Raw genomic sequence first — 21,750 nt, forward strand, 5'->3', positions numbered from 1 at the left:
TCCAGCAGGCGCGATTGGGCACCGATGATTGCGCTGTCGAGGCCGTTGATCGCGGAGACGACGCAGTCGACGTCGGTGCAGGCTGTGCGGAGGCCGTCCGGATCGTCGTAACCGGTCTGGGTCACCTCGGCCCCCTGGGCGCGGAGCTGTGAGATCCGTGCCGTGCTGGTCCCCGGTCGTGCCAGGACTCGAACGGTGGCCCCCAGGGTGACCAAATTCTGCAGGATCCGTCCGCCGAGATCGCCGGTGGCACCGGCAAGAAGGACGGTGCCTGGCGGGGGTGGCGTCGCGGTCATGGGGCACACCTCGCGTGATGTCCGGTGGAAAGTGATCGTCTCTAAAGACTATCTACTGATCCCCACTGAGGGTGTCCCCATGCCGATGGGCAACTTTCCATTCGCCGTCTTCCCTTCGGTACACCTGGGTGGCCCGCAGGGTGAAGGTGCGCGGCTCACCGCTGACAGAGGTCGAAATGTGTTCTAATCCGGCCGTGTAGGCCGCGTCGCCCACCACGGCGTAAGCCAGCAGTTCGAAAGCATAGGACGTGCAGTCGGAGAAACTCTCCGCGAGCCGGGTAAACAGCTCATCCAGTTCATGCTGCCCGAACGCGTTGCTCCATGCACCAAGGACGCTCACGGGTTCGTTATCGGACCAGAGCGCCCGGCGGGGTGCAGAGTCTCCGTTGTGCAGCGCCAGCTCCGCTTCGTACAGCGCGGTCTTGATCCAGGCCAGAAAGTCATCGGGATCGCTCATGCCCCCATTGTGCTCCCGGCCCCGCCGGGTGTGCATCAGGAAAGCGAGACGATCAGGATGTGACGATGAAGAGCGGATGGGGATATATAGTTGAAGCTGCAAGTAATTGAACAAACCTGGGAGCTGATACTTCGAATGAACACCTCACTGCGCGACGTGCGCTCGCACGAGTGGACCACCGACGTCGTTCACGATGCCGTCGCACTTTTCCTGCATGGCTTCGGCTCCAATGAGCACGACCTGGGCTCGCTGGCGCCGGCGCTGGGGCTGAACCTGCCCTGGGCGTCCCTGCGGGCACCGATTGAGCTCGGCAACGGCGGGGCGGCATGGTTCTCGATTACCACGCCAGGGATTCCCGACGCCGGGCCGGTGGAGGCTGCGACGGATGCCATCTGGGCCTGGGTCGATGAAAACCTGGACCCCGCCTCCCGCGTCGTTCCCATCGGGTTCTCGCAGGGAGGGCTCATGGCCAGCCAGCTGCTGCGCTCGCGGCCCGAACGGGTCCTGGCCCCCGTCGTACTGGGCGGGTTCGTGCTGGGCGCACTTCAGTCGGGCGACGAGACACTGCGCGGCAGCCGCCCGCCCCTGTTCTGGGGCCGCGGCGCCGAAGACAATGTCATCGCCCCCGTGGCGATCACCCGCAGCAGCGAGTTCCTTCCGCAGCACACTTCGCTGATTAAGCGGGTGTATCCGGGACTGGGACACAGCATCAACGCGCAAGAGCTCGACGACGTACGCGACTTCCTCACCGCGGAGGTCGGAGCCCAGGCGGTGGCCCGCCGCTAAGCGCCATCACCAGACATTCCCTTTCCTTCTGCGAGCGCGGTCTGCCATTGAAGGTTCCGCGACGGTGGACTCTCGGCGGCTCATTGCAACCTAAGGGTCCACCCATTGCCTAAGCCGGATGGCGGGCCAGTTAAAGTGATGGGCGCACAAGGTGCGAACCTGCCACCACGGAGTTGCGAGGCCCCGCCCGACTAACGCGGTGCCGGCCCGGTTGAGGGCGGTGGGTGGGTGGGCATCACGGACCGGCTGCCGGTGCCGCCGCCCGCCAGCGGGTTCAGCTGTGCCAGCAGCACACAATGCAGGCGGTCATTCCGCTGGGCACGGCGGCGCCCGCGGTTGCCGCGCCGGACTGTGTCTTGGGCCCTACGTGTCAGGCGGGAGCGGTTCCAAACTGCGGACTTCCACGCCGCGCTCCTCTGCCGCCTCCGACGGGGCGGACCAGCGCCGTGTGCTGGACTGGGAGGTAACGGGACCGGCCACGTAGGCAATCCGGGTGTGGCCCAGCGGGATTGTCGGGGGTCGTTCTGTCAGGAGGCCGGGGCGCCGTCGATGGTCAGGATAGTTCCGTTGGTATATCCCGACCTCGGGGATGCCAGGAACACTACTGCGCTGGCGATTTCCGCCGGGGTCGCGGATCGGCCGTACGGCAGTGCCGCGTTAAGTTCCATCCATCTGTTCTCTTTGTTCGAGGGCGGCCACGATCGCGTCGCGCTCAAGGGACTCGAGTTTGGACAGTTGGCGCCTGCCCGTGTTCCTGAGATGTTCCGGGAGGTCATTGGCCTGCAGCACGCGTCCGGGATGCGCCCGCCCGAGTGACTCGAGGGTGGCTCGCAGTTCGGCGACGTTTCCTGGCCAGCGCCAGCGCATGAGTCCCTGAAGTGCCACGGCCGAGAGCGTGGATCTCTCTGCGGGCGCGGCCGCGTCCAGAAACAGTGCCGCCAGCAAAGGGATCCGTTCCTTGGACTCGGACAGCGAAGGCACAGTCACGCGGGCGGCGATTTGGGCGACCGCGTCGGCGACAAAGTCCGGGCAGGCCTCGGGGTTCATGGTGAGCACCAGCCGGGCAGGTGACCGCGTGGCCGCGTCGTGGTTCCGTGTTGTGCCGTTCGGTGTTGTGCCGTTCGGCCGGCCGCCCGCCGGCAGCCCGGCCGGCTGCTGGCGAACCTCCGCGTCCAGGGCCTTGAGTCTGTTCAGCTCGCTGCGGGGAAGGTCCTCAAGGTGCCGCAGGACAACGGTTCGGCCTTCTGCGATGGCCTCGCGGGAAGCGGAGAACCACGTGGCCTCCTTATCGCCGGGAAGCGGGCAGGCGTCGAGGATCAGCGGATTGGGACCGGAGTCCTGCCCGTTGAGCCAGGCGAGCGTGTGGTGGAGCTTGCCCGAGCCGCCCTGACCGCAGACGGCGATCGTCCCCGGTCCCTGACCTGCCCGGCCAAAAGCACTCCGCATGACGTGCGGAAACATTGCCCCCACGCCCGGCGAATCGCTGTCGGGCGCCCCGGCCTCGGCTTTCGGCGGAACGCCCGGGGCATCCGGAATTCGGGAGAGCTCCAGGGCGAAGGCAGAACTCCCGCCGGAATCGTCAAGCCGCTGGACCGTGGCATCCACGTTAAGGGACGGGATTTCGGTCGTTTGTTTGGCGTCGGTCCATTCCAGACCCCGGGGTTGTTCCCACAGGGTGGTGTGCAGTTCGCTGCTCATGACGGCCAGCCCGGAGACGTTGGTCATCACAGCCTGGGCGTCCAGCATGATCACGGGGCCCTTCGAGGAGCTCAGCCGCAGTTTCGACATCCCGAGGGCGAGTCCCGTGGCGCTGCCCAGATCGAGCAAGCGACGTTCAATCTGGCTGCTGGCTTCCCGGGACATGGCCAGCATGAGCGGATTGTCCAGGCCGGTGTCGCACGCGAAGGAAATGGATCCGATCACCCGGCGCGTGACGGGATGCATGATGGGTGCCCCGGCGCAGGCCAGGGTTGCGAGTGCCTCGTTGAAATGCTCGGCTCCCCTGACAGACACGGCCTGGCGTCTCTCGAGGGGGTGCCAAGCCCGTTGGTGCCGACAGCACGCTCCGCAAAACTGAATCCTTCGGCAGCGTTGGACTCGTCGAACCGCCCGCCGTGCGCGCGCGGGGCCATCGCGATGGGCCACCCCCTCGGCGCCTCCGGCGGCCGGATCCTCGGCACCCTGGCCCGGTCCCTGCAGGCCTCCGGGCAGCGCTGGGGCGTCGCCGCGATCTGCATCGGCGTCGGCCAGGGCCTCGCCGTCGTCCTCGAAAACGTCACCGCAACGAAGGGCTGAACTACTCGGCGGCCGGCCGCTGCCGCTGCCGTTTGGTTGCTGAGCGCTGTTGCTTGGTGGCCAACCGCCGCCGGTCCGATCCCCGCGTGGGCTTTGTCGGGCGGCGGTTGGGCGCATCCGGGGCCAAGCCCCCGGTGATGAGTTCGGCGAGTTTGTCCAAGGCGAGCTCGCGGTTGCGGAGCTGGGAACGACGCTCGGAGGCGGTCACGGTGATCACTCCGGAGATGAGGCGGCGTGCGAGCCGGGTGATTAACATCGTCCGCTGTTCGTCGGAGAGCACAGCCGACGCGGCGACGTTCCAGGAGAGCTCGGCACGGCTGTCCGAGGTGTTCACGTGCTGACCGCCGGGCCCGGAGGAACGCGAGAACCTCCAGCGCAGTTCCGACGCGGGAATCGTGAGCGCCGGCGACACCTCCAAGTCCATGCGCCAAGTCTTACACGGATGCGTCCAACAGCAGCCGGGGCGTTGCCGGGTTCATGAGGGCTGCCGGACGTGCCAGCTGGTCGGGAGCGACTTCAGGCCGTAGACAATCGTGCTGTCCATCCGTTCGAGGCTGGATTCCGGGGCGACGGTCAGTCCAGGCAGCCGGGACAGGAGTGCCCCCAGCGCGATCCGTGCTTCAAGTCGTGCCAGCGGGGCGCCGAGGCAGAAGTGAATGCCGTGGCCGAACGCCAGATGCCGGATCTGATCACGCTCGATGTCGAACTGGGCAGGACGCTTGAATTGCCGCTCGTCGCGGTTCGCGGAGCCGATCCAGGCCACCAGCGGCGCGCCGGCCGGTATCGGAACGTCGCTGAGCGTCGTGTCCTCAACCGCCACCCGGTACATGGACTGAACGGGTGACCGAAAGCGGAGTACTTCTTCGATGGCCTGCGGGAGCAGTGACGGCTCTTTGAGCAACCGGTCGATGGTGCCGGGAAGTTCAGCGAAGCAGAGAACCGCGTTGCCGATGAGATTGGTGGTTGTTTCATTGCCGGCGACGAGCAGCAGGCTGCAGAAGCCCAGGAGCTCGACCACGCTCAGTTTCTGCCCGTCAATCTCGGCGGAGAGCAGATTGCTGATCAAATCATGGCCGGGCTTGCTCCGACGCTGGTCAATCAGGTTCAGGAAGTACTCGGTCATCTCCGCGTTGGTGGCGTGGTGGTCCTCGTTCGCGGAACCGGCCCGCGTCTGGCTGACGATGACGTCGGACCACTGCTTGAAGCGGTCACGGTCCTCCGCAGGTATGCCCATCAGTTCCGAGATGACGATGACCGGCAGCGGGTAGGCAAGCTCCCTGATCAGGTCCGCTGTTCCGAAGGACGCGATCCCCTCCAGCAGCTCGCCCGTGAGCGCTGCGATCCGGGGAGCCAGAGCGTCCACAGCCTTTGGTGTGAACGCTTGGGTCACCAGGGAGCGTAATTTCCGGTGCCGGGGCGGGTCGGTGGTGATCAGGCTCTCGGCGAACAGCCGGCCTGTCTCGGAGGGGTCGTCGCCGCCCATCCGTGAGGAGAACCTGGCATGTTCGGACAGCACCCGCTGTACGTCGTCATAACGGAAAACATGCCAACTGCCAGATGATTCATCGTGATAGACGGGCGCGGCATCCCGCATTCGCTCGTAATGGGGAAAGGGATCCAGCGGGTGCTCGTTGGCCGGGACGAAGTCCATGGCTGGCCTCTCTGCTCAGCCCGGCGATTTATCGGTCAGGCCGAAGCGTCGGGGCATCGGGTTGGTGGACCGTGGGACCCTGATTTTATCCGACGCCCGCTCCTCGCGTCATCAGGCAAGGTTTGCGCTTCCATGGAGGTTCCTCACCCGGAGAATTTCGAGGTGCTCCATCCCGGCCGAGAGATTCCGCCGTTCATCGAGCTCCTGATACAGGGGGTCCGGTCGCTTCAGGTCCGGGATGAGGCCGCCGCACGGGACGAGGGGACAACCGCCGCAATAATCGGAGCAGCATTATCGGTCGCCGAAGTTCTCATCGCCGTCCACGATTGGCGCCAGACCGGGGGACCGCCGGCCATTGGCATGGGCCCGCACGAAACGCGCCGATGTCCACGGTTCGCTGCCCTAACGATGAGGGGGCCGCCGCGGCAACCTAGCCCCGGGTGTCCGTCCACTCCGCGCCCATACCCCGCCTGTTTGCCCGCAGTGCCCCTCCACCTGCCCCTTTGGGCGTCCTTTTCACAGCATGGGCCTCGAAGATTTAATTCAACGACAGTAGCAGGGTCCGGGTGAGACAGCTTGTGTCCAAACGCCAAGAAAGAGGGTTCTTCGACCTGCCGCTGGGGTGTTTGCCCCGACGGCCGTCGTCGGTTGCATTCCTGGCCTTAGTTCTGCTGGTGGTCCTGGATTTCCGGGCGTCGTGGCCTCCGGTTCCCCCACCGACCCCCGCAGCTGCGACGGTTTCTGCCCAGCGGCTAGCCGTCACGGCAAAGTCCGCGGAGCCGACCGGTAACCCAGGGACCCGGCCCCTGACGCCAGGAGAATCTCCTCCCGTGGTCGCGGACCCTGCTGGTCTGCTCTCTTTTGACCGGGTCATCGTTGAGACCATCGCAGCGGACGGTACCCGAAAAATGACCGTGGCCTCGCATGAACTCGTGCGCCCCTTCGCAGGGGCCCTGCTTGCGCCGCTGGAAGTTCTAAATCCGACGTCGCACTTTGGACTCCGAATGAATCCACTCAGTGGCGCTGCTGGGGAATTTCACTGGGGGCAGGACTTCGGGGCGCCGTGCGGCACCCGTGTCTACTCCGCCGACGCAGGCGTGGCCCGGGCAGTTGGATGGCATGCCTGGGGCGGCGGTAATCGTGTGGAAATCGATCATGGCAACGGGATCGTCACAACTTACAACCATGTAGAATCCAGCGCCGTCAAACAGGGCCAGTCTGTGAAGGTCGGTGAGGTCGTGGCGCGTGTCGGCACGACCGGGTCGTCCACGGGATGCCACCTGCATTTCGAAACAATCGTCAAGGGGATACACACGAATCCCCTCAATTGGACGCTCCTGCCAGTCGCCCAATTGGACCGGCTCGATGACCTCCCCGCATTGAGATTCGAACCAGGCCACGGCACCCCAGCGGACCACCCTCCGGTCTGGGCAGTTCCGTTAACGGACGCCGGCAAACGCAACGTCACTGGAGGCGACAACGAGGCCCCGGTGACCAAACCGCCGCCTGATCCAAGAGATCCCCGGATCCCGCCGGATCCAAGGGACCCGTTGCCGCCGGTGCCGCCTGATCCGCCGGTGCCGCCTGATCCGCCGGTGCCGCCTGATCCGCCGGTGCCGCCTGATCCGCCGGTCCCGCCTGATCCGCCGGTCCCGCCTGACCCGCCGGTGCCGCCTGACCCGCCGGTGCCGCCCGATCCGCCGGTCCCGCCTGACCCGCCGGTCCCGTCTGACCCGCCGGTCCCGCCTGATCCGCCGGTCCCGCCTGACCCGCCGGTCCCGCCTGACCCGCCGGTGCCGCCCGATCCGCCGGTCCCGCCCAGTCCTGGGGACCTTCCGGTCCCGCGGGGCCCCGTGGACCCGGCAATCGAGCCTGCCCCGGGGGAGGCGCCCTCCGGTTCGGAGGCGCCCGTGACCGTGATGCCGGCCGCCTGAGGATTCAGAATCCGCGTGCGATCGGGGCTGCTTCGCCGGCCCTGACCAATCAGTGACGACACAAACCGCGAAGGTCCACCGCGGGCGCGGGCATCCGTGTCAGGATCGTTTATGCCCCGCCTGATGCTGCTCGACACCGCGTCGCTGTACTTCCGTGCCTTCTACGGCCTTCCCGACACGATCCGTCGCGCCGACGGGACGCCCGTGAACGCCGTTCGCGGCCTCCTCGACATGATCGCCCGCCTCACGACTGACTACGACGCCACCCACCTCGTCGCGTGCTGGGATGACGACTGGCGTCCGCAGTGGCGGGTGGATCTCATGCCAACGTACAAGTCCCATCGGGTCGCTGCGGAGGTTGCGGGTGCCCCCGACGTCGAAGTTGTGCCGGAGGCGCTCGTGGTACAGATTCCGATGATCCGCCGGGTGCTCGAACTCGCGGGCATCGCCGTCGTGGGGGCCGTGGAACATGAGGCCGACGACGTCGTTGGCACGTATGCCAGCCACGCCGAGCTTCCCGTCGACGTCGTGACGGGCGACCGCGATCTATTCCAGGTCGTCGACGACGCCCGCCAGGTGCGGGTGATCTACACGGCGCGCGGCATGAGAAACCTCGAAGTCCTGACCGACGCCGTCGTCGTCGGCAAGTACCGGGTGCTGCCCGAGCAGTATGCCGACTACGCGACCCTGCGCGGCGATGCCTCCGACGGCCTGCCGGGCGTCGCCGGCATCGGGGAGAAAACCGCGGCGTCGCTGCTGGGGGAGTACGGCACGCTCGACGGGCTGCTCGCCGCGGCGGCGGACGCCGGCAGCGCGCTGTCCGCATCCGTGCGGACAAAGCTCGCCGCGGCGGAGGACTACCTGTCAGTGGCGCCCACTGTCGTGCGGATCGTGCGCGACCTCGAGCTGCCGACGCTCGAGGAGGCGGGCGCGCAACTTCACCCTATTGTCGGCGACGCGCGCGCAGACCTTGAGCGCCTCGCGACAGAATGGAACCTCGGTGGCTCCGTGAGGAGACTCCTCGAAGCGTTTGACCGGCATCCTTGAGGGGAGCGCCGCTGGGTCGCTGCCGCCGGTTCTGCTTGACGGGACCGGAGGGCTCCACCGACACACGGAAAGGCCGGTGCAGGGGCGGTCTCCGCCCCTGCACCGGCGACTAATTTCCGGACTCCTGGATCATTCCCGGGATGGGATTCGATCCGGAGTGCTGCCGGCTAGCGGGCCAGATACTGCTCGTGCTGGCGGTGCGCCTCGGCCACCTCGGCGCGGATCGTGTCCACGTCCTTGGCCTTGTTCCGGTACTTCGGCTCCATCTGTTCGATCTGCCGTTCTTCCTCCAGCAGGGCGTTGTAAATCCGCTCGCGCTCGGCGGGGTCCGCGGTGTATTCCAGGTCAAGGTAGCTGACGGCGTGCCGGCGGGCATTGTTGATCGCGGTCTGTGCCTTGCCTGCCTTGCTCAGCAGCGATGCCACGACGGTAATGACCAGGGCGCCAATGATGACTGTCAGGGACAGGCCCGTGCTGATCTCCACGACCGGGACCGCCTGGCCGCCGTTGACGAACGGCAGGTTGTTCTCATGGAGGGCGTGCAGGATCAGCTTGACGCCGATAAAGGCCAGGATGGCCGCCAGCCCGTAGGCCAGGTAGATCAGCCGGTCCAGCAGGCCGTCGATCAGGAAGTACAACTGGCGCAGGCCCATCAGCGAGAATGCCGTGGCGGTGAAGACGATGTAGACGTTCTGGGTCAGGCCGAAGATGGCCGGGATCGAGTCAAGCGCGAACAGGATGTCGGTACCGCCGATGGCCACCATGACCAGCAGCATCGGGGTCAGGACCTTTTTGCCGTTCTGCATGGTGAACAGCTTGTCGCCGTCGTAATGCTCGGTGGTGTGGAAGATCCTGCGGGCCAGACGGATGATGAAGTTGTCAGCCGTGTCGTCGCCGTCGGGTTCGGGCTTGAGCAGGTTGCCGGCCGTGATCAGCAGGATCAAACCGAAGGCGTAGAAGATCCAGGCGAAGGAATTGATCAGTGCCGCGCCGAGGAAAATAAAGCCGGTGCGGGCAATAAGCGCGAACACAATGCCGAAGAGCAGCACCTTTTGCTGGTCCTCGCGTGGAACGCGGAAGCTGGCGATGATGATCAGGAAGACAAACAGGTTGTCCACCGAAAGCGCCTTCTCGGTGATGTACCCGGCGAAATACTCCGAGCCCATAACCGGGCCGCCGAAGATCAGAAGGAGAATGCCGAAGATGACGGCGATGCCCACATAGAGGGCGGACCAGAAGGCCGCTTCCTTCAGCGTGGGGACGTGGGCCTTGCGGATATGGAAGAAGTAGTCAAAGGCCAGGAGGGCCAGAATGGCCACAATGGTGATGCCCCAGATCAGGGGAGAAACAGTCAAGGTGTTCCTGCTTTCGTAAGGTGGGTAGCAGCGAGCCTCATAAGTCTCTCCGCCCGCCGTCCGGCTGGCCGCTGCACCCGGCCAGGCAACGGTGCCTGACGTGTTGACGGATACAGCGCTTCGGAATACTCCCCTACGCACGTTCACTCTAACCGGGATTGCGGCCCGAGGCGAATCCGCCGGTCGGTTCGAAACGGCCTCGGACCCCTGGGGCGGCAAGGCTGCGGCGGTCGGGAAGCGGGAAGCGCCCGCCCGTTAGCGCCGGGAGGGCGTTTCTGCTGCTGCCAGCAGGCACAACCGGCTACAGAACGTTGGCTACCGCAGGCTCGTTCCGATGTCCCTTTCAGACCACCGTTCCCGGCGGAGGAGTGAGCGTCCGACGGCGATGATCGGGCGCCGCCCTGACCGCAGGGCGACGGCGGTGGGCAGTATGCCCGGCGGCAGGACTTGGGAGGCGGCTTGTCATGGGTCTGGTTGGCCGTCTCCTGAAACCTAACTCCACTCCGGCACTCCATTGGGCGCTGCGTCTCGATGTAATCCTTCGTTTCATGTCCCTGGCGCTTATAAGTGAACCCTTGGTCGTTACTGGGGTTTTGCCTGATGTGAGGACGCTCACGGGGATAGAGAATGGCACGTATACCCTCTGCCGCTTGGGCTGGAGCCTGGTTCCCGGACCGCCCGACCAAGCCGTACCAGCACACTCTCCAACGAAGGAGCAGGTCATGACCGAGAACCTGAACCATGTCCGCGAAGTCCTTGCCGACGCCGTGATTGATGATCGTGAAAATGGCGTCATCCGTGCCAAGCGCGAGATCTTCACCGATCAGGACATATTCGAGCTCGAGATGAAACACATCTTCGAAGGCAACTGGGTCTATCTCGCCCACGAATCCCAGGTCCCCAATGTCGGCGACTACTTCACCACCTATATCGGCCGCACTCCCGTTGTTATCACGCGGGACAAGGAAGAGAAGATCAATTGCCTCGTCAACGCCTGCTCGCACCGCGGTGCGATGCTGTGCCGTCGCAAGACCGATAACCGAACCACTTTTACGTGCCCGTTCCACGGCTGGACGTTCAAGAACTCCGGGGAGCTTCTGAAAGTCAAGGACTCGCGCAACGCCGGATATCCGGAGACCTTTAACAAGGAAGGCTCGCACGACCTCACCAAGGTCGCCCGTTTCGATTCCTACCGCGGCTTCCTGTTCGGCTCCCTGAGCGCGGACGTCCTCCCGCTGGAAGAGCATTTGGGTGACGCCACCAAGGTGATCGATTCGATCGTGGACCAGTCCCCCGAAGGGCTTGAGGTTCTGCGCGGGTCTTCGACCTACACCTATGACGGCAACTGGAAGGTCCAGGCTGAGAACGGGGCCGACGGCTACCACGTCACCGCCGTGCACTGGAACTATGCGGCAACTACGGCCCGCCGGAACTCCGGTGACTCCGCCAACAAGACCAAGGCCATGGACGCCGGCAAATGGGGCAAGGTCAAGGGAGGCTTCTATTCCTATGACCACGGACACCTCCTGCTGTGGCAGGAGTGGACCAACCCGCAGGACCGTCCGCTGTGGGACCGCCGGACCGAGCTCGTGGAGAAATACGGCGAAGAAATGGCCAACTTCATGATCAACATCTCGCGCAACCTGTGCCTGTACCCCAACGTCTACATCATGGACCAGTTCTCCTCGCAAATCCGCCACTTCCGCCCTATCTCCGCGGACCAGACGGAGGTCACGATCTACTGCATCGCCCCGAAGGGTGAGTCGCAGGAAAACCGCTCCAAGCGCATCCGCCAGTACGAGGACTTCTTCAACGCGACCGGCATGGCCACGCCCGATGACCTTGAGGAATTCCGCTCGTGCAACAAGACCTACTGGGCGACCACGGCCCCGTGGAACGATATGACGCGCGGCTCCACCCACGAGATCTCCGGCCCGGACGAGCAGGCTCAGGCGCTTGGCATGACCCGGGTGATCGCCTCAGGCGTGCGCACTGAGGACGAGGGGCTCTACCCGATCCAACACGGGTACTGGAAGGAAGTCATGGACAAGGCTCTCGCGGAGAAGGAACGCTCCTCCCTGGAATCCGTTCCCGTCACCGCCTGACCGAGACCACTTCGAATCCAAGAGAGAGCGTGCTGAACATTATGGCCAACCTGCTGAACCCCCTGACGGCGTTGAAGACCGCCGAGGAGATCGCGACCCTGGAGACCGTCCGGGCATTCCTCTACAGGGAAGCCCGCTTGCTGGATGAACGCCAGTTCGACGAGTGGCTTGAGTGCTACCACCCGGACTCCGAATACTGGATGCCGGCGTGGGACGTCGACGGCCGTCTCACCGAGGACCCCCAGAACGAGATTTCGCTGATCTACTACGACAACCGCGGCGGCATCGAGGACCGCGTGTTCCGCATCAAGACCGACCGGTCCTCGGCCACGTCGCTGCCCGAGCCCCGCACCGGGCATAACATCACGGACATCGAAGTCGTGGAGCACGACGGCGATCAGGTGAAGGTTCGCTTCAACTGGTTCACCCTGTACTTCCGCTACGACACGACTGACACATACTTCGGCACGAGCTTCTACACGATTGATCTCTCAGGCGATGCGCCGGTGATCCTCAAAAAGAAGGTCATCCTGAAGAACGACTACATCCACCACGTGGTGGATGTCTACATGATCTGACGGACTCGCAGAACGCGCCCGCCCCGGCGGGCGCGTTCCGCGGTCTTTTCCGACAATACTGCTCACTCGAGCACACCGCACTTACTTTTGGGGTCGCGAGGACGCGACCCCAGCCAGGAGGAAATCATGGGCCACCAGGTAGCCCTTAGCTTCGAGGATGGCGTCACCAAGGTCATCAAGGTCGGCGACTACGAGACCGTCATGGATGCTGCCTACAAGGCGCGCATCAACATACCCTCGGACTGCCGGGACGGGGCGTGCGGCACGTGCAAGGCGTTCTGTGACTCCGGCTCCTTCGATCCGGGAGACTTCATCGACGACGCCATGACCGAGGCGGAACTCGAGAAGGGATACATGCTCACCTGCCAGGCTGTCCCCGAGTCTGACCTGACCATTCAGATTCCGGCCACCTCGGAATCCGCCAAGACTTCCGCCGCCACGTTCACGTCCACCATTAGAGAGCTCAACAAGCACTCGGAATCCACCATCTCCTTCACGCTGGAGGTGCAGACCCGGGAGGACCTGGCGTTTCTGCCTGGCCAGTATGTCAACCTCAAGGTGCCGGGAACGGACGCCGAGCGTTCCTACTCCTTTAGCAGCGGCCCTGATTCTGACCATGCCTCGTTCATGGTGCGCATAACCCCGCAGGGCGCCATGTCCGAGTACCTTCGCGACCGGGCGGCCGTGGGTGACGTCCTTGACTTCACTGGTCCCTACGGATCGTTCTTCCTGCGCGAGCCGAAGCGCCCCCTGCTCCTGCTAGCCGGCGGCACCGGCCTGGCCCCGCTCCTGTCAATCCTGGAGAAACTTTCCGGGAACCCGCCGGCCACTCCGGTCCATCTGATTTACGGCGTCGCCCGTGAGGCGGACATCGTCGGGCTGGATTGGCTTCGTGCCTACGAAGCCAAGCTGCCGAACTTCACGTGGGACTACATCGCGTCCGAGCCGGGCACCTCCGCCCCGCACACCGGCTACGTTACCCAGATCATCGAGCCCTCCCACATCAACGACGGCGAGGTCGACATCTACCTGTGCGGGCCGCCTCCCATGGTCAACGCTGTCTCAACGTGGCTGGACACTGAGGGTATTCAACCGGCCAACTTCTACTTCGAGCGTTTCGCCCCCAAGGAGACCACCGGGGGTGACGCCGAGACGGGCGCCCCGGTCCCCGTGCAGCAGATCGAGACCGAGGGCGACAAGATCTCCCGCTCACGGGCCATCTCCTCCATGGAGACCGGTCGGCTGGATTTCGGCAAGGAAGACAGCTTCGCGCATCTGGAAGCCCGTATGGGCCTGGAGCTCGCAGTTACCGAGCTGATGCTCGGTCGCCTCAGTGATGAGCAACTCCAGCAGTTCCGCCGGCTCGCGGAGGCCACCACCCGCTCCGTGGAGGCAGGCACCGTTCAGGACCCCGAAGAGTACGTGCAGACCAACGAGGCGTTCCACGAGTACCTCTTCTTGATCTGCAGCAACCCCATGCTCCTGGAGTCCTACCGACGGCTCGATGTCCATGCCCAGATGGCGGCAACTTTCGAGAAAGGTACTGAAATTTTTGCGCGCGTCTCACAGGACCACCTCGACGTCGTGGAAGCGTTCGAGCGCCGTGATAAGGAGGGCGCACGTCAGGTCATCATGGCTCACACCCGTGACGCCAAGGAAACCATGTCCGGGGCGATCGACGCCGTGGAGGCTGGTTCTTGATGGCGGCGCCGACCACCGGGCCGTTCGTCACACCGGGCCGCTTCGCCGGAAAGGTGGCGATAGTGACGGGTTCAGCCCAGGGCATCGGGCAAAAAGTAGCGGAGCGGATCGGGGCCGAGGGGGGTTCGGTCGTCCTCGTGGACCAGGCCGAACTTGTGCACGAGGTTGCCCGCGGGATTCAGGACGAGGCGCAGAGGTCCGGCTCGGGGGGGACCGCCACTTCGGTGACCGCTGACCTGGAAACGTTCACCGGAGCACAGCAGGCGGTAGACGGCGCACTGGCCGCTTATGGGCGCGTGGATGTGCTCGTCAACAACGTGGGCGGCACCATTTGGGCCCGCCCTTACGAGGAATACGACGAGGAACAAATCGAGAGGGAAATTCGCCGCTCGCTCTTCCCGACCCTCTGGTCGTGCCGTGCAGTGCTGCCGACCATGCTGGATCAGGGCTCCGGCACCATTGTCAACGTCTCCTCCGTGGCCACCCGCGGAATGAACCGAGTCCCGTACGCCGCTGCGAAGGGGGGTGTCAACGCGCTGACGCAGTCTTTGGCCATGGAGGTTGGGGAACGCGGCGTCCGCGTGGTCGCTACCGCCCCCGGCGGCACTGATGCTCCGCCAAGAAAGGTCAAGCGCGGGCCGGGGGCGGATTCTCCCACCGAGAAGGCGTGGTATCAGACGATCGTGGACCAGACGGTCCAGTCCTCCTTCATGAAGCGCTATGGCACCCTCGATGAGCAGGCCGCTCCGATCGTGTTTCTCGCCTCCGACGAGGCGTCCTATGTCACGGGTAGCATTCTCCCGGTGGCCGGCGGGGACCTGGGCTGATGTCGGTGTGAGGGAAGCCCGGCGGCGCGGCAGCGGAGCCCGCACGGATAGACTTGCAACCATGACGGCGGGCCTTTATCACAGCGGCACTGGGGAGGAGTCGCCTCTCTTCGGCCGGGCCGAAGTTTTCGAGAGACTGCAGGAAACCCTCCGCACGGTGCGTAAGGGGAACGTGCGCACCGTGGTGCTCAGCGGCCCGCCTGGTTCTGGAAAAACAGCTGTGCTCGATCAGTTTCTGAACCATTGCCATTCGATTACTCGTGGAGTGCGGGTGCTCTCCGCAACAGGGGACGAGTGGGAAGCGCAATTCGCACTCGCCGGTTACTCCCAGCTCATGCTCTCCGCGCCGTTGCGCTCGGCCAAGGTTGGCATCCGCGATGCGGGGCCGTCCCCAGTCCCCGGGGCGGACTTGACCCCTGCCCAGGTCCTCAAGTACGCGTCAACCCTTAGCGCGCACCTTGAGGCGCTGCAGTTGCACGGCGCCGTGGTTGTTGCCGTTGATGACATTCAGCACCTCGACGCTGAGAGCCTCCACGTTCTCGTTTTCGTCATGCGACGGCTGCAGGGCAAGCGGGTCCTGTTCGTGGTCACTCTCGACGCGACGCAGGCTCCGCTGGTACCGACAGGAGTACTCGATTTCCTCACCGGTCACCAGGTGGTTCGCGTACCGCTGAAACCGCTTTCGCCCCAAGAAATCCAAGACCTCGCTCGGCGCTCATTCGGCATCGAACTGGATACGACGGCAGCCCACGGACTGTTGCGGCACACGGGAGGAATGCCCCAGCACATCGTGGAGCTGCTTGGCGAGCTTCCCGCGGAAACCTGGCATGCATGGTTTCCGTCCCTTCCTGCGAGCCCCCGGGTGCGTTCCCGGGTCCGTAGTCTCCTCAACGCTGCGTCGCCCGGGCTGATCGCGGTAGCGGAGGCAGTATCAGTGCTTGGGCGCTCCGCTGGTCTAACGGAGGTATCCCACGTCAGTGAAGTGGCGTCCGTGATGGAGGCCTTCGACGAGGGACACCGGGCGGGACTGATGGGCCTGTCAGTGGAGCAGGCCCGTTCCGTGGCAGCGTTCCTGGAGCCAGGTACGGCTGAGGCGGTCTACGAGCAGGTCGTACCCAGCCGGCGCATTGCCCTGCATCGCCGGGCTGCAGATGTCGTCCAGCTCGAAGGCGAGCGTCTGGGACACCGCGTCTCGGCCACCCCGGGCGCAGACGAGGGGCTGGCGGCTGAACTTGAGGAGTTCGCCCGCCGACAGGCCCAGGTTGGGGCCTGGCAGGATGTTTCTACGGCGCTGTTCTCCGCGTCCCGGCTCTCCTCCCACATTCGCTCCCGCAACGACCGGCTCCTTCGGGGGGTGGATGCCCTCGTGGGCTCCGGGAACATTGCTCAGGCGCAGACGTGGACGGCGGCCGTCGACGCGATGCCGCCCTCCCCATTGCGCTCGTCCGTGCTGGGCTATCTCTCCACGGCGTCGGGGCAAAAAGACAGCGCAGGGTCCCTGCTGGAGATGGCCTGGCGCACAAGCAGTCCGGACCGGGACCCCGCGGCCGCCGCGCAGGTGGCGCAGCGCCTGGTTCTGCATGGGGTGGCCTCCTGGGACGGTCCGCTTATCACCGGCTGGGCTGAACGGGCGATGTCCCTGACAGAGCCCGGGACGCCCGCACACATTGAATCGGAGGCGATCTACGGGCTGGGCCTGTTTGCGCAGGGGCGGTTGGGGGAGGCCGAGTCGTCTTACCATCGGGCCTTTGAGCACGCCGCGGAGAACGCCCAGAAGCAGCGCGTGCAGATGGGTGCCGGCTGGCTGGCCTTACGACTCGACGACGCCGAGTCAGCACTCGTGAACTTTGAAGCCGCGGCTCCTACCGACTACCGGGGCGGTTCGCTGCGGATCTCCCTGTGGGCCGAGGCCTGGCTGGCCCGCACCCACCTGGTGCTCGGTAACTGGGACGCGGCCGCCGCCACCGTCGCCCGCGCTTCTGTACGCCTTGAGACCTCGCGGATGCCGCTGATCCGCCCGTTGCTGTACTGGACCGCCGCTGAACTGTGGTCTATGCGGGGGGACTGGGACAGGGCGAGGTACTACGTCTCCCAGGCTGCGGTGCAGCCGGGGACGTACCGGGCCATGCAGGTTCCGGCCAGTCTGGCCCGTGCGCGGTTCCATGAGGCTCGTGCGGACTATGAGAGCGCTTTGGATGTGCTTCAGCCGTTGACGGCTCTGGACCCGTGGACGGAAGACCGGGTGTCCTTCTGGCCTTGGCAGGACTCCTACGTCAACGCCCTCGTAATGACCGACCAGCTTGACAAGGCGGATGCATTCCTGACGTCGTTTGAACAGTTGCGGCGAGAGCGGCCCATACCTTCCGACCTTGCTCGGATGGCATGGGCCAGGGGCCGTCTGGTGGCCGCCCAAGGTGATCCCGATACTGCCCGGGAGCACTTCGAGGCCTCCCTGAGGCATCTGGCGGGACTGAACAGGCCGTACCTGCGAGCCAGGGTGAGTTTCGCGTTTGGGCAAAGCATGCGACGCGCGGGCAAAAAGCGCCTGGCGTCCTCGGTGCTGCGCGCCGCACGGGATCTCTACGAGTCTCTGGGCGCGGTCACCTATGTGGACCGGTGCGACCGGGAACTCAAGGCGACTGGTCTGGAGGCAGGCCACGTGCCCGACCCCGCTGACCCCGTGCTTTCTGCTGCTGCCCGCTCACAGGTCCAGCTCACCCCTCAAGAGCAGGCAGTATCCGAGCTGGTTGCCGCCGGGGCTACCAACAAGGAGGCAGCCCGTGCACTCTTCCTGGCAGAGAAGACCGTGCAGTACCACTTGACACGCGTCTACGGCAAGTTAGGGGTCCGCTCACGAAGCGAACTTGCCGCCCGTTTCCGGGCTACGGAGTGACGGGGCCGGTCCACCCTGGCAGCGCCTTACGGTTAGCGGGGGCGGTTCCCATGGTTGACGTCCCCACCACATCGAGGAAGTTGTGCAGGAGCGCGGAGCGGTCATCGCGCCGCCACGCGACGGCTAACTCCACCTCGGCGGCGTCTTCGATAGCGCAGTAAACCACGCCCTCAAGCTGGAGGGCGCGCACACTGTCAGGGACGATGGCTATCCCACCGCCGGTGGCCACGAAGGAGAGCAGGGTGGACGTCTCGCCAATTACCTGAGCGATGCGGGGCCGGAAGCCGGCACGGCGACACATGTCTGCAGTGGTGCGGTACAGCACAGATTCCGGGGGATAAGCGATGAAGTCCTGATCCTGCAGTTCGTGCATGCCGACAGGCCGACCCGCCGCCAGGGGACTGAAGGAGGGCACCGCCACGACCAGTGGCTCACGCGCCACGATACGATAATCGATTTCCTGGGCTGCGACGGGCGGGCGCAGCAACGCTGCGTCCAGCGTGCCCTCCCGCAGACCAGCTTCCATGGCTGGCGTTAGCATCTCGCCGCGCAGAGCCAGGGAGATCCCGGGCAGTAGCTGCTTGACCCGGCGGACGATAGGGGGCATGACCCCGTAAGTGGACGAGCCGGAAAAGCCAACGCGCAAAACGCCAGCGGCGCCCTGACCGACCTGGTACACATCGGCTTGAAGCGTCTCCACCGCATTGACTATCTGCCGTCCCCGGCTCAACAGCTCCTCACCGGCGGCCGTGAGGTCTACCCGGCGGGTGGTGCGGTTAAGTAATTGCACGCCCAACTGCTCCTCCAACTGGCGGATCTGCTGCGAAAGAGGTGGCTGCGCCATGTGTAAGCGAGTCGCTGCGCGGCCGAAGTGACGCTCCTCCGCCACGGCGATAAAGTACTTGAGCTGGCGAATCTCCATCGTCTAAGCGGTCTTTCGGGTCGGAGCGTGTAGTTCCCTGGATATCTGACTCATTTATATGCAGGATAATCCCAATGCGCTCCACTAGTACAGTTCAGCGAATGATCGGGAACCTCCGAAGCTTACTCACTCCAGAGATTCCCGATCATCGGGCTTTTGCTGTGGCCTGCTTTTAGGACGCGTAACCGCGGCGATACCCGCGGGCTGGAACGGGTGCTGTCCGGCTTAGGGGTGGAGCGTGGAAGAAACGGTCAGGCCGTCCGCGGAACGATGGTCGGCGATTTCCTCCACCTTGTGCTCGGCTTCCTCCAGCTTCCGCTGATGAGGGACCAGGACGGTCACGGCTGCGCCGACGAGGGCTACGCCACCATAGAGGTAAAACGCCGTGGCCCCGCCGATGCCGGCGGCAGCCAACCAGCCACCGATGATAGGTCCTAGAATCCCACCGAAGCGCCCTACGCTGGCGCACCATGCCACGCCGGCGGCCCGGGCATTGGTGGTGTAGTAATTGGACTGGAAACCATAAATCAAAACCTGGGTGCCCAGAGTTCCTACGCCGGCAACGGCGATAAAGGTGAACAGCAAGGGGAGCGGGAAGCTGAAGGTCATCAGTACCAGGCTGATGGTCGCGAGTACAAAGGTGGAGGCGATGACCCGCTGGGGGCCGCCCTTGTCAGCGACGCGCGACAGCAGCAGCCCGCCCGCGACGGCACCCAGGTTCAGCGCCAGGGGGAAGAACAGGGAGTATGTACGCCCGTAGCCGTACCCCTCCATGATCTTCGGTAACCATGTGTTCAGGCCGTAAGTCAGCAGTAGGCCACAGAACGACATCAGGCCGAGCAAAATGGATGCCAAGGCGAACTGCCGGGAGAACACCGCGGCGAAACCTGCCTTTTGCGGTGCGGCGCCCACCTCTTGAATGATCCGTTCCTCGATAAGCGGAACGCCAGTGCGCTGGGAAGCGGTTTGAGCCTCCTGCTCGCGGCCGCGGGACAGCAGCCATCGCGGAGACTCGGGGAGCTTGAACCACGCGATGGGTACAAGGAGGACGAGGGGCACGGCGCCGATCATGAACAGCCCGCGCCAGCCAATATTATTCAGGAACAGGATGCCCATGACCGAGGCGAACACACCGCCGGCAGGAATGCCGGAGTAGACGATCGCATTGTAAAACTGACGCCGTCCGTGCGGCGCAAACTCCGCCATGGTGGCGCCGGCGGTGGCTATAACCACTCCAAGCCCGAGACCGGTTATGAAGCGCATCGCGCCGAAAGCTAAGACGCTAGTGGTCAGCGCCGTGACGAACATCCCGACCGAGAACCACGCGATGCCCAGGAGCAGGAGCCTGCGGCGGCCGAAGAAGTCCCCGACCGCGCCGCACAGCAGGGATCCGACCAGCACCCCGATGAGGGCCCAGGAACCGAGGACGCCGGCTGTGGCCAAATCGAAGGCACCGATTTGGCTCGGGTCCGCCAACAGGCCGGGCAGGGCCGTGCCGTACACAACGAGATCGTAGCCGTCGAACAATAGGGCTGCGCAAATGACGAATGCCACCCAGTTGGCAGTTTGCGCCTCTTTGCGCGGGTCTTCAGCGATGGCAGTATTCGCTTTGGTCATGTCCGGGTTCCTCTCTGAACGGAACATGGTGCGTGGCGGAGTCGGGCCGTTAGGTCCCTCCTTGTTGCCTTCCATTCTCACAAAGGCGTGATGTGGGTCATATAAGGCAAATGCCCGGACTTAGTCAGGGGTGCTATTCATATTGAACACATATCAAAGTCATGATTTGAGCGATCCTGGAGTAAAAATTGGCACGGAAGCCCGTCCGCCCGTGGTGCCGGTTGGGGAACGCTCTCTCGGCGACGCCCTTGTTTGGAATCCGATGGCCGGCGTCGACACATGGGAGCCGGGACTGTGCCCGGTGCCGGTGGCCTGAACTATGGCGTTTGGTTAGAGTACGAACATGATGAACACCACACGCTTGCACTCAGACCTATCCCGACTCGGCCGGGAGAGTGAGATGCTACTGGCCACTGTTGAGTCCTTGTCGGATGACGAACTGACCGCCCCTTCCATGTGTGAGGGGTGGACCAGGGCTGACGTGATTGCTCATCTCGCCTCCAACGGCCGCGCCTTGGTAAAGCTCGTCGATTGGGCTGCCACCGGTCAGGAACAACAGCTGTATGCGTCGACTGAGGCGCGCGCTCGGGAGATCTCTGCACTCGCCGCTCTGACCCGTGAAGAACTTGTTGGCCGGCTGCGGGATTCTGTCCAGTTCTTCGCCGAGCAGGCACAGCGGCTGGGTGGGGATCTCGCGGTCGGCGAAGTGCTCCTGAACGGCAAGCAGATCCCTGCGACTTCTATTGTTGGACTTCGGATTGCCGAGATAGTCGTCCACCACCACGATCTCAACACGGCCTGGACGATCGAGGAGGCTGACCCGGATTCGTTGCTGGACGCCTTGGAGGCCGCCGTCCGCACTATGCGCGCTAAAGCCTGCCCGGGCATGACGCTGGTGACCGAGGAGCGGGACGAGTGGGTCATCGGCGACGGCGCCCTGCGCATCACTTCCGACCGTGAGGGCATGCTTGAGTGGTTGGCCCGCGGTGATGCAGAGAACGTGGAGTCGGATGGGCCACTGCCGAGTCTGCCGTCCTGGTGAGAGTAGTAGCACGAGAGCTCGGGGTGCCGAGCTTGGCGCCCTGCGAACGTGCTCCTGCAGGTCCCGGCTGCCGGCTGCTCACAGCACAGCTCCGTTGAAGGCGACCGGCACCTCTCGGAGGGCATTGCATCGGCCGTCAAGCGCGAGCTGGTCCTGCGCCCCGATAGCCGGGACAGTTGCACCCGACGCCGAAGCCCCCTGCGACTTCGGACTGGACGCAGTCCGCGCCTGAGCCGGACGGCGG

The 21,750-nt window shown here is 64.7% G+C and carries 17 protein-coding genes and 2 pseudogenes; 10 read left to right on the forward strand and 9 right to left on the reverse strand.

Annotation, left to right across the window (positions count from 1 at the left end):
• Positions 1 to 2: 2 nt before the first annotated feature.
• Positions 3 to 296: pseudogene (locus AC50YM_RS17365) on the reverse strand (NmrA family NAD(P)-binding protein); the annotation flags it as partial.
• A gap of 52 nt (positions 297 to 348) precedes the next feature.
• On the reverse strand, positions 349 to 753 hold the full coding sequence (locus tag AC50YM_RS17370; RefSeq protein ID WP_494958194.1) for a nuclear transport factor 2 family protein: 405 nt from the start codon (positions 751 to 753) through the stop codon (positions 349 to 351).
• A gap of 135 nt (positions 754 to 888) precedes the next feature.
• On the opposite strand from AC50YM_RS17370, the gene AC50YM_RS17375 reads away from it, so the two are divergent.
• The gene (locus AC50YM_RS17375; protein ID WP_494958195.1) at positions 889 to 1,539 is read left to right on the forward strand and encodes an alpha/beta hydrolase; all 651 of its coding nucleotides are present in this window, start codon (positions 889 to 891) and stop codon (positions 1,537 to 1,539) included.
• A gap of 527 nt (positions 1,540 to 2,066) precedes the next feature.
• Here AC50YM_RS17375 and AC50YM_RS17380 read toward each other — a convergent pair.
• Together AC50YM_RS17380 and AC50YM_RS17385 are read right to left on the reverse strand one after the other, a co-directional pair.
• On the reverse strand, positions 2,067 to 2,207 hold the full coding sequence (locus tag AC50YM_RS17380) for an SDR family oxidoreductase (RefSeq protein WP_494958196.1): 141 nt from the start codon (positions 2,205 to 2,207) through the stop codon (positions 2,067 to 2,069).
• A complete protein-coding gene (locus AC50YM_RS17385) occupies positions 2,197 to 3,684 on the reverse strand; it encodes an AAA-type ATPase lid domain-containing protein (protein WP_494958197.1) in 1,488 nt (495 codons plus the stop codon). The genes AC50YM_RS17380 and AC50YM_RS17385 overlap by 11 nt, the downstream gene beginning before the upstream one ends.
• Here AC50YM_RS17385 and AC50YM_RS17390 point away from each other — a divergent pair.
• Positions 3,664 to 3,834: pseudogene (locus tag AC50YM_RS17390) on the forward strand (3-oxoadipyl-CoA thiolase); the annotation flags it as partial. The gene AC50YM_RS17385 and the pseudogene AC50YM_RS17390 overlap by 21 nt on opposite strands.
• A gap of 1 nt (position 3,835) precedes the next feature.
• On the opposite strand, the gene arfB reads toward AC50YM_RS17390, so the two are convergent.
• Complete coding sequence (gene arfB / locus AC50YM_RS17395; protein WP_494958198.1) at positions 3,836 to 4,258, reverse strand: alternative ribosome rescue aminoacyl-tRNA hydrolase ArfB; 423 nt, start codon at positions 4,256 to 4,258, stop codon at positions 3,836 to 3,838.
• A 51-nt stretch (positions 4,259 to 4,309) separates the two neighbouring features.
• Positions 4,310 to 5,485 carry a cytochrome P450 gene (locus AC50YM_RS17400; RefSeq protein ID WP_494958199.1) on the reverse strand — a complete coding sequence of 392 codons (1,176 nt, stop codon included), beginning with the start codon at positions 5,483 to 5,485 and terminating at the stop codon, positions 4,310 to 4,312.
• Positions 5,486 to 6,489: 1,004 nt separating this feature from the next.
• On the opposite strand from AC50YM_RS17400, the gene AC50YM_RS17405 reads away from it, so the two are divergent.
• Together AC50YM_RS17405 and AC50YM_RS17410 are read left to right on the forward strand one after the other, a co-directional pair.
• Positions 6,490 to 7,419, forward strand: coding sequence for a M23 family metallopeptidase (locus AC50YM_RS17405; RefSeq protein WP_494958200.1), 930 nt, complete (start codon positions 6,490 to 6,492; stop codon positions 7,417 to 7,419).
• Between the two features lie 123 nt (positions 7,420 to 7,542).
• Positions 7,543 to 8,466 (forward strand): 5'-3' exonuclease, encoded by a 924-nt coding sequence (locus AC50YM_RS17410; protein WP_494958225.1) that lies wholly within the window; start codon positions 7,543 to 7,545, stop codon positions 8,464 to 8,466.
• 167 nt (positions 8,467 to 8,633) lie between these two features.
• Here AC50YM_RS17410 and AC50YM_RS17415 read toward each other — a convergent pair whose 3' ends face one another.
• Positions 8,634 to 9,821 carry a TerC family protein gene (locus tag AC50YM_RS17415; RefSeq protein WP_494958201.1) on the reverse strand — a complete coding sequence of 396 codons (1,188 nt, stop codon included), beginning with the start codon at positions 9,819 to 9,821 and terminating at the stop codon, positions 8,634 to 8,636.
• 722 nt (positions 9,822 to 10,543) lie between these two features.
• On the opposite strand from AC50YM_RS17415, the gene benA reads away from it, so the two are divergent.
• From benA to AC50YM_RS17440, 5 genes are all read left to right on the forward strand, one after another.
• The gene (benA, locus tag AC50YM_RS17420) at positions 10,544 to 11,926 is read left to right on the forward strand and encodes a benzoate 1,2-dioxygenase large subunit (protein ID WP_494958202.1); all 1,383 of its coding nucleotides are present in this window, start codon (positions 10,544 to 10,546) and stop codon (positions 11,924 to 11,926) included.
• A gap of 41 nt (positions 11,927 to 11,967) precedes the next feature.
• The gene (gene benB / locus AC50YM_RS17425) at positions 11,968 to 12,504 is read left to right on the forward strand and encodes a benzoate 1,2-dioxygenase small subunit (protein ID WP_494958226.1); all 537 of its coding nucleotides are present in this window, start codon (positions 11,968 to 11,970) and stop codon (positions 12,502 to 12,504) included.
• Between the two features lie 126 nt (positions 12,505 to 12,630).
• Entirely contained in the window at positions 12,631 to 14,205 is a 1,575-nt protein-coding gene (benC, locus tag AC50YM_RS17430; RefSeq protein ID WP_494958203.1) for a benzoate 1,2-dioxygenase electron transfer component BenC, read from the forward strand.
• Entirely contained in the window at positions 14,205 to 15,032 is an 828-nt protein-coding gene (locus AC50YM_RS17435; RefSeq protein WP_494958204.1) for a 1,6-dihydroxycyclohexa-2,4-diene-1-carboxylate dehydrogenase, read from the forward strand. Before benC ends, AC50YM_RS17435 begins: the two co-directional genes overlap by 1 nt.
• A 61-nt stretch (positions 15,033 to 15,093) precedes the next feature.
• Positions 15,094 to 17,925 carry an AAA family ATPase gene (locus AC50YM_RS17440; protein WP_494958205.1) on the forward strand — a complete coding sequence of 944 codons (2,832 nt, stop codon included), beginning with the start codon at positions 15,094 to 15,096 and terminating at the stop codon, positions 17,923 to 17,925.
• Here AC50YM_RS17440 and AC50YM_RS17445 read toward each other — a convergent pair.
• Positions 17,915 to 18,847, reverse strand: coding sequence for a LysR family transcriptional regulator (locus tag AC50YM_RS17445; RefSeq protein ID WP_494958206.1), 933 nt, complete (start codon positions 18,845 to 18,847; stop codon positions 17,915 to 17,917). The two genes, AC50YM_RS17440 and AC50YM_RS17445, sit on opposite strands and share 11 nt — an antisense overlap.
• Positions 18,848 to 19,072: 225 nt before the next feature.
• Complete coding sequence (locus AC50YM_RS17450) at positions 19,073 to 20,464, reverse strand: MFS transporter (protein ID WP_494958207.1); 1,392 nt, start codon at positions 20,462 to 20,464, stop codon at positions 19,073 to 19,075.
• Between the two features lie 343 nt (positions 20,465 to 20,807).
• Here AC50YM_RS17450 and AC50YM_RS17455 point away from each other — a divergent pair, with 343 nt between their 5' ends.
• Complete coding sequence (locus tag AC50YM_RS17455) at positions 20,808 to 21,506, forward strand: maleylpyruvate isomerase family mycothiol-dependent enzyme (RefSeq protein WP_494958208.1); 699 nt, start codon at positions 20,808 to 20,810, stop codon at positions 21,504 to 21,506.
• Positions 21,507 to 21,750: the final 244 nt, after the last annotated feature.

It is taken from the genome of Pseudarthrobacter sp. RHLT1-30-1, assembly GCF_059383415.1.

Bases quoted from the DNA above. Each gene is read 5' to 3' on its own strand.
- AC50YM_RS17400 (WP_494958199.1), bottom strand. From the start codon at position 5,485: ATGGACTTCGTCCCGGCCAACGAGCACCCGCTGGATCCCTTTCCCCAT.
- AC50YM_RS17370 (WP_494958194.1), bottom strand. From the start codon at position 753: ATGAGCGATCCCGATGACTTTCTGGCCTGGATCAAGACCGCGCTGTAC.
- AC50YM_RS17455 (WP_494958208.1), top strand. From the start codon at position 20,808: ATGATGAACACCACACGCTTGCACTCAGACCTATCCCGACTCGGCCGG.
- AC50YM_RS17375 (WP_494958195.1), top strand. From the start codon at position 889: ATGAACACCTCACTGCGCGACGTGCGCTCGCACGAGTGGACCACCGAC.
- AC50YM_RS17445 (WP_494958206.1), bottom strand. From the start codon at position 18,847: ATGGAGATTCGCCAGCTCAAGTACTTTATCGCCGTGGCGGAGGAGCGT.
- AC50YM_RS17405 (WP_494958200.1), top strand. From the start codon at position 6,490: ATGAATCCACTCAGTGGCGCTGCTGGGGAATTTCACTGGGGGCAGGAC.
- AC50YM_RS17410 (WP_494958225.1), top strand. From the start codon at position 7,543: ATGCTGCTCGACACCGCGTCGCTGTACTTCCGTGCCTTCTACGGCCTT.
- AC50YM_RS17450 (WP_494958207.1), bottom strand. From the start codon at position 20,464: ATGACCAAAGCGAATACTGCCATCGCTGAAGACCCGCGCAAAGAGGCG.
- arfB (WP_494958198.1), bottom strand. From the start codon at position 4,258: ATGGACTTGGAGGTGTCGCCGGCGCTCACGATTCCCGCGTCGGAACTG.
- AC50YM_RS17435 (WP_494958204.1), top strand. From the start codon at position 14,205: ATGGCGGCGCCGACCACCGGGCCGTTCGTCACACCGGGCCGCTTCGCC.
- benA (WP_494958202.1), top strand. From the start codon at position 10,544: ATGACCGAGAACCTGAACCATGTCCGCGAAGTCCTTGCCGACGCCGTG.
- benB (WP_494958226.1), top strand. From the start codon at position 11,968: ATGGCCAACCTGCTGAACCCCCTGACGGCGTTGAAGACCGCCGAGGAG.
- benC (WP_494958203.1), top strand. From the start codon at position 12,631: ATGGGCCACCAGGTAGCCCTTAGCTTCGAGGATGGCGTCACCAAGGTC.
- AC50YM_RS17440 (WP_494958205.1), top strand. From the start codon at position 15,094: ATGACGGCGGGCCTTTATCACAGCGGCACTGGGGAGGAGTCGCCTCTC.
- AC50YM_RS17380 (WP_494958196.1), bottom strand. From the start codon at position 2,207: ATGGAACTTAACGCGGCACTGCCGTACGGCCGATCCGCGACCCCGGCG.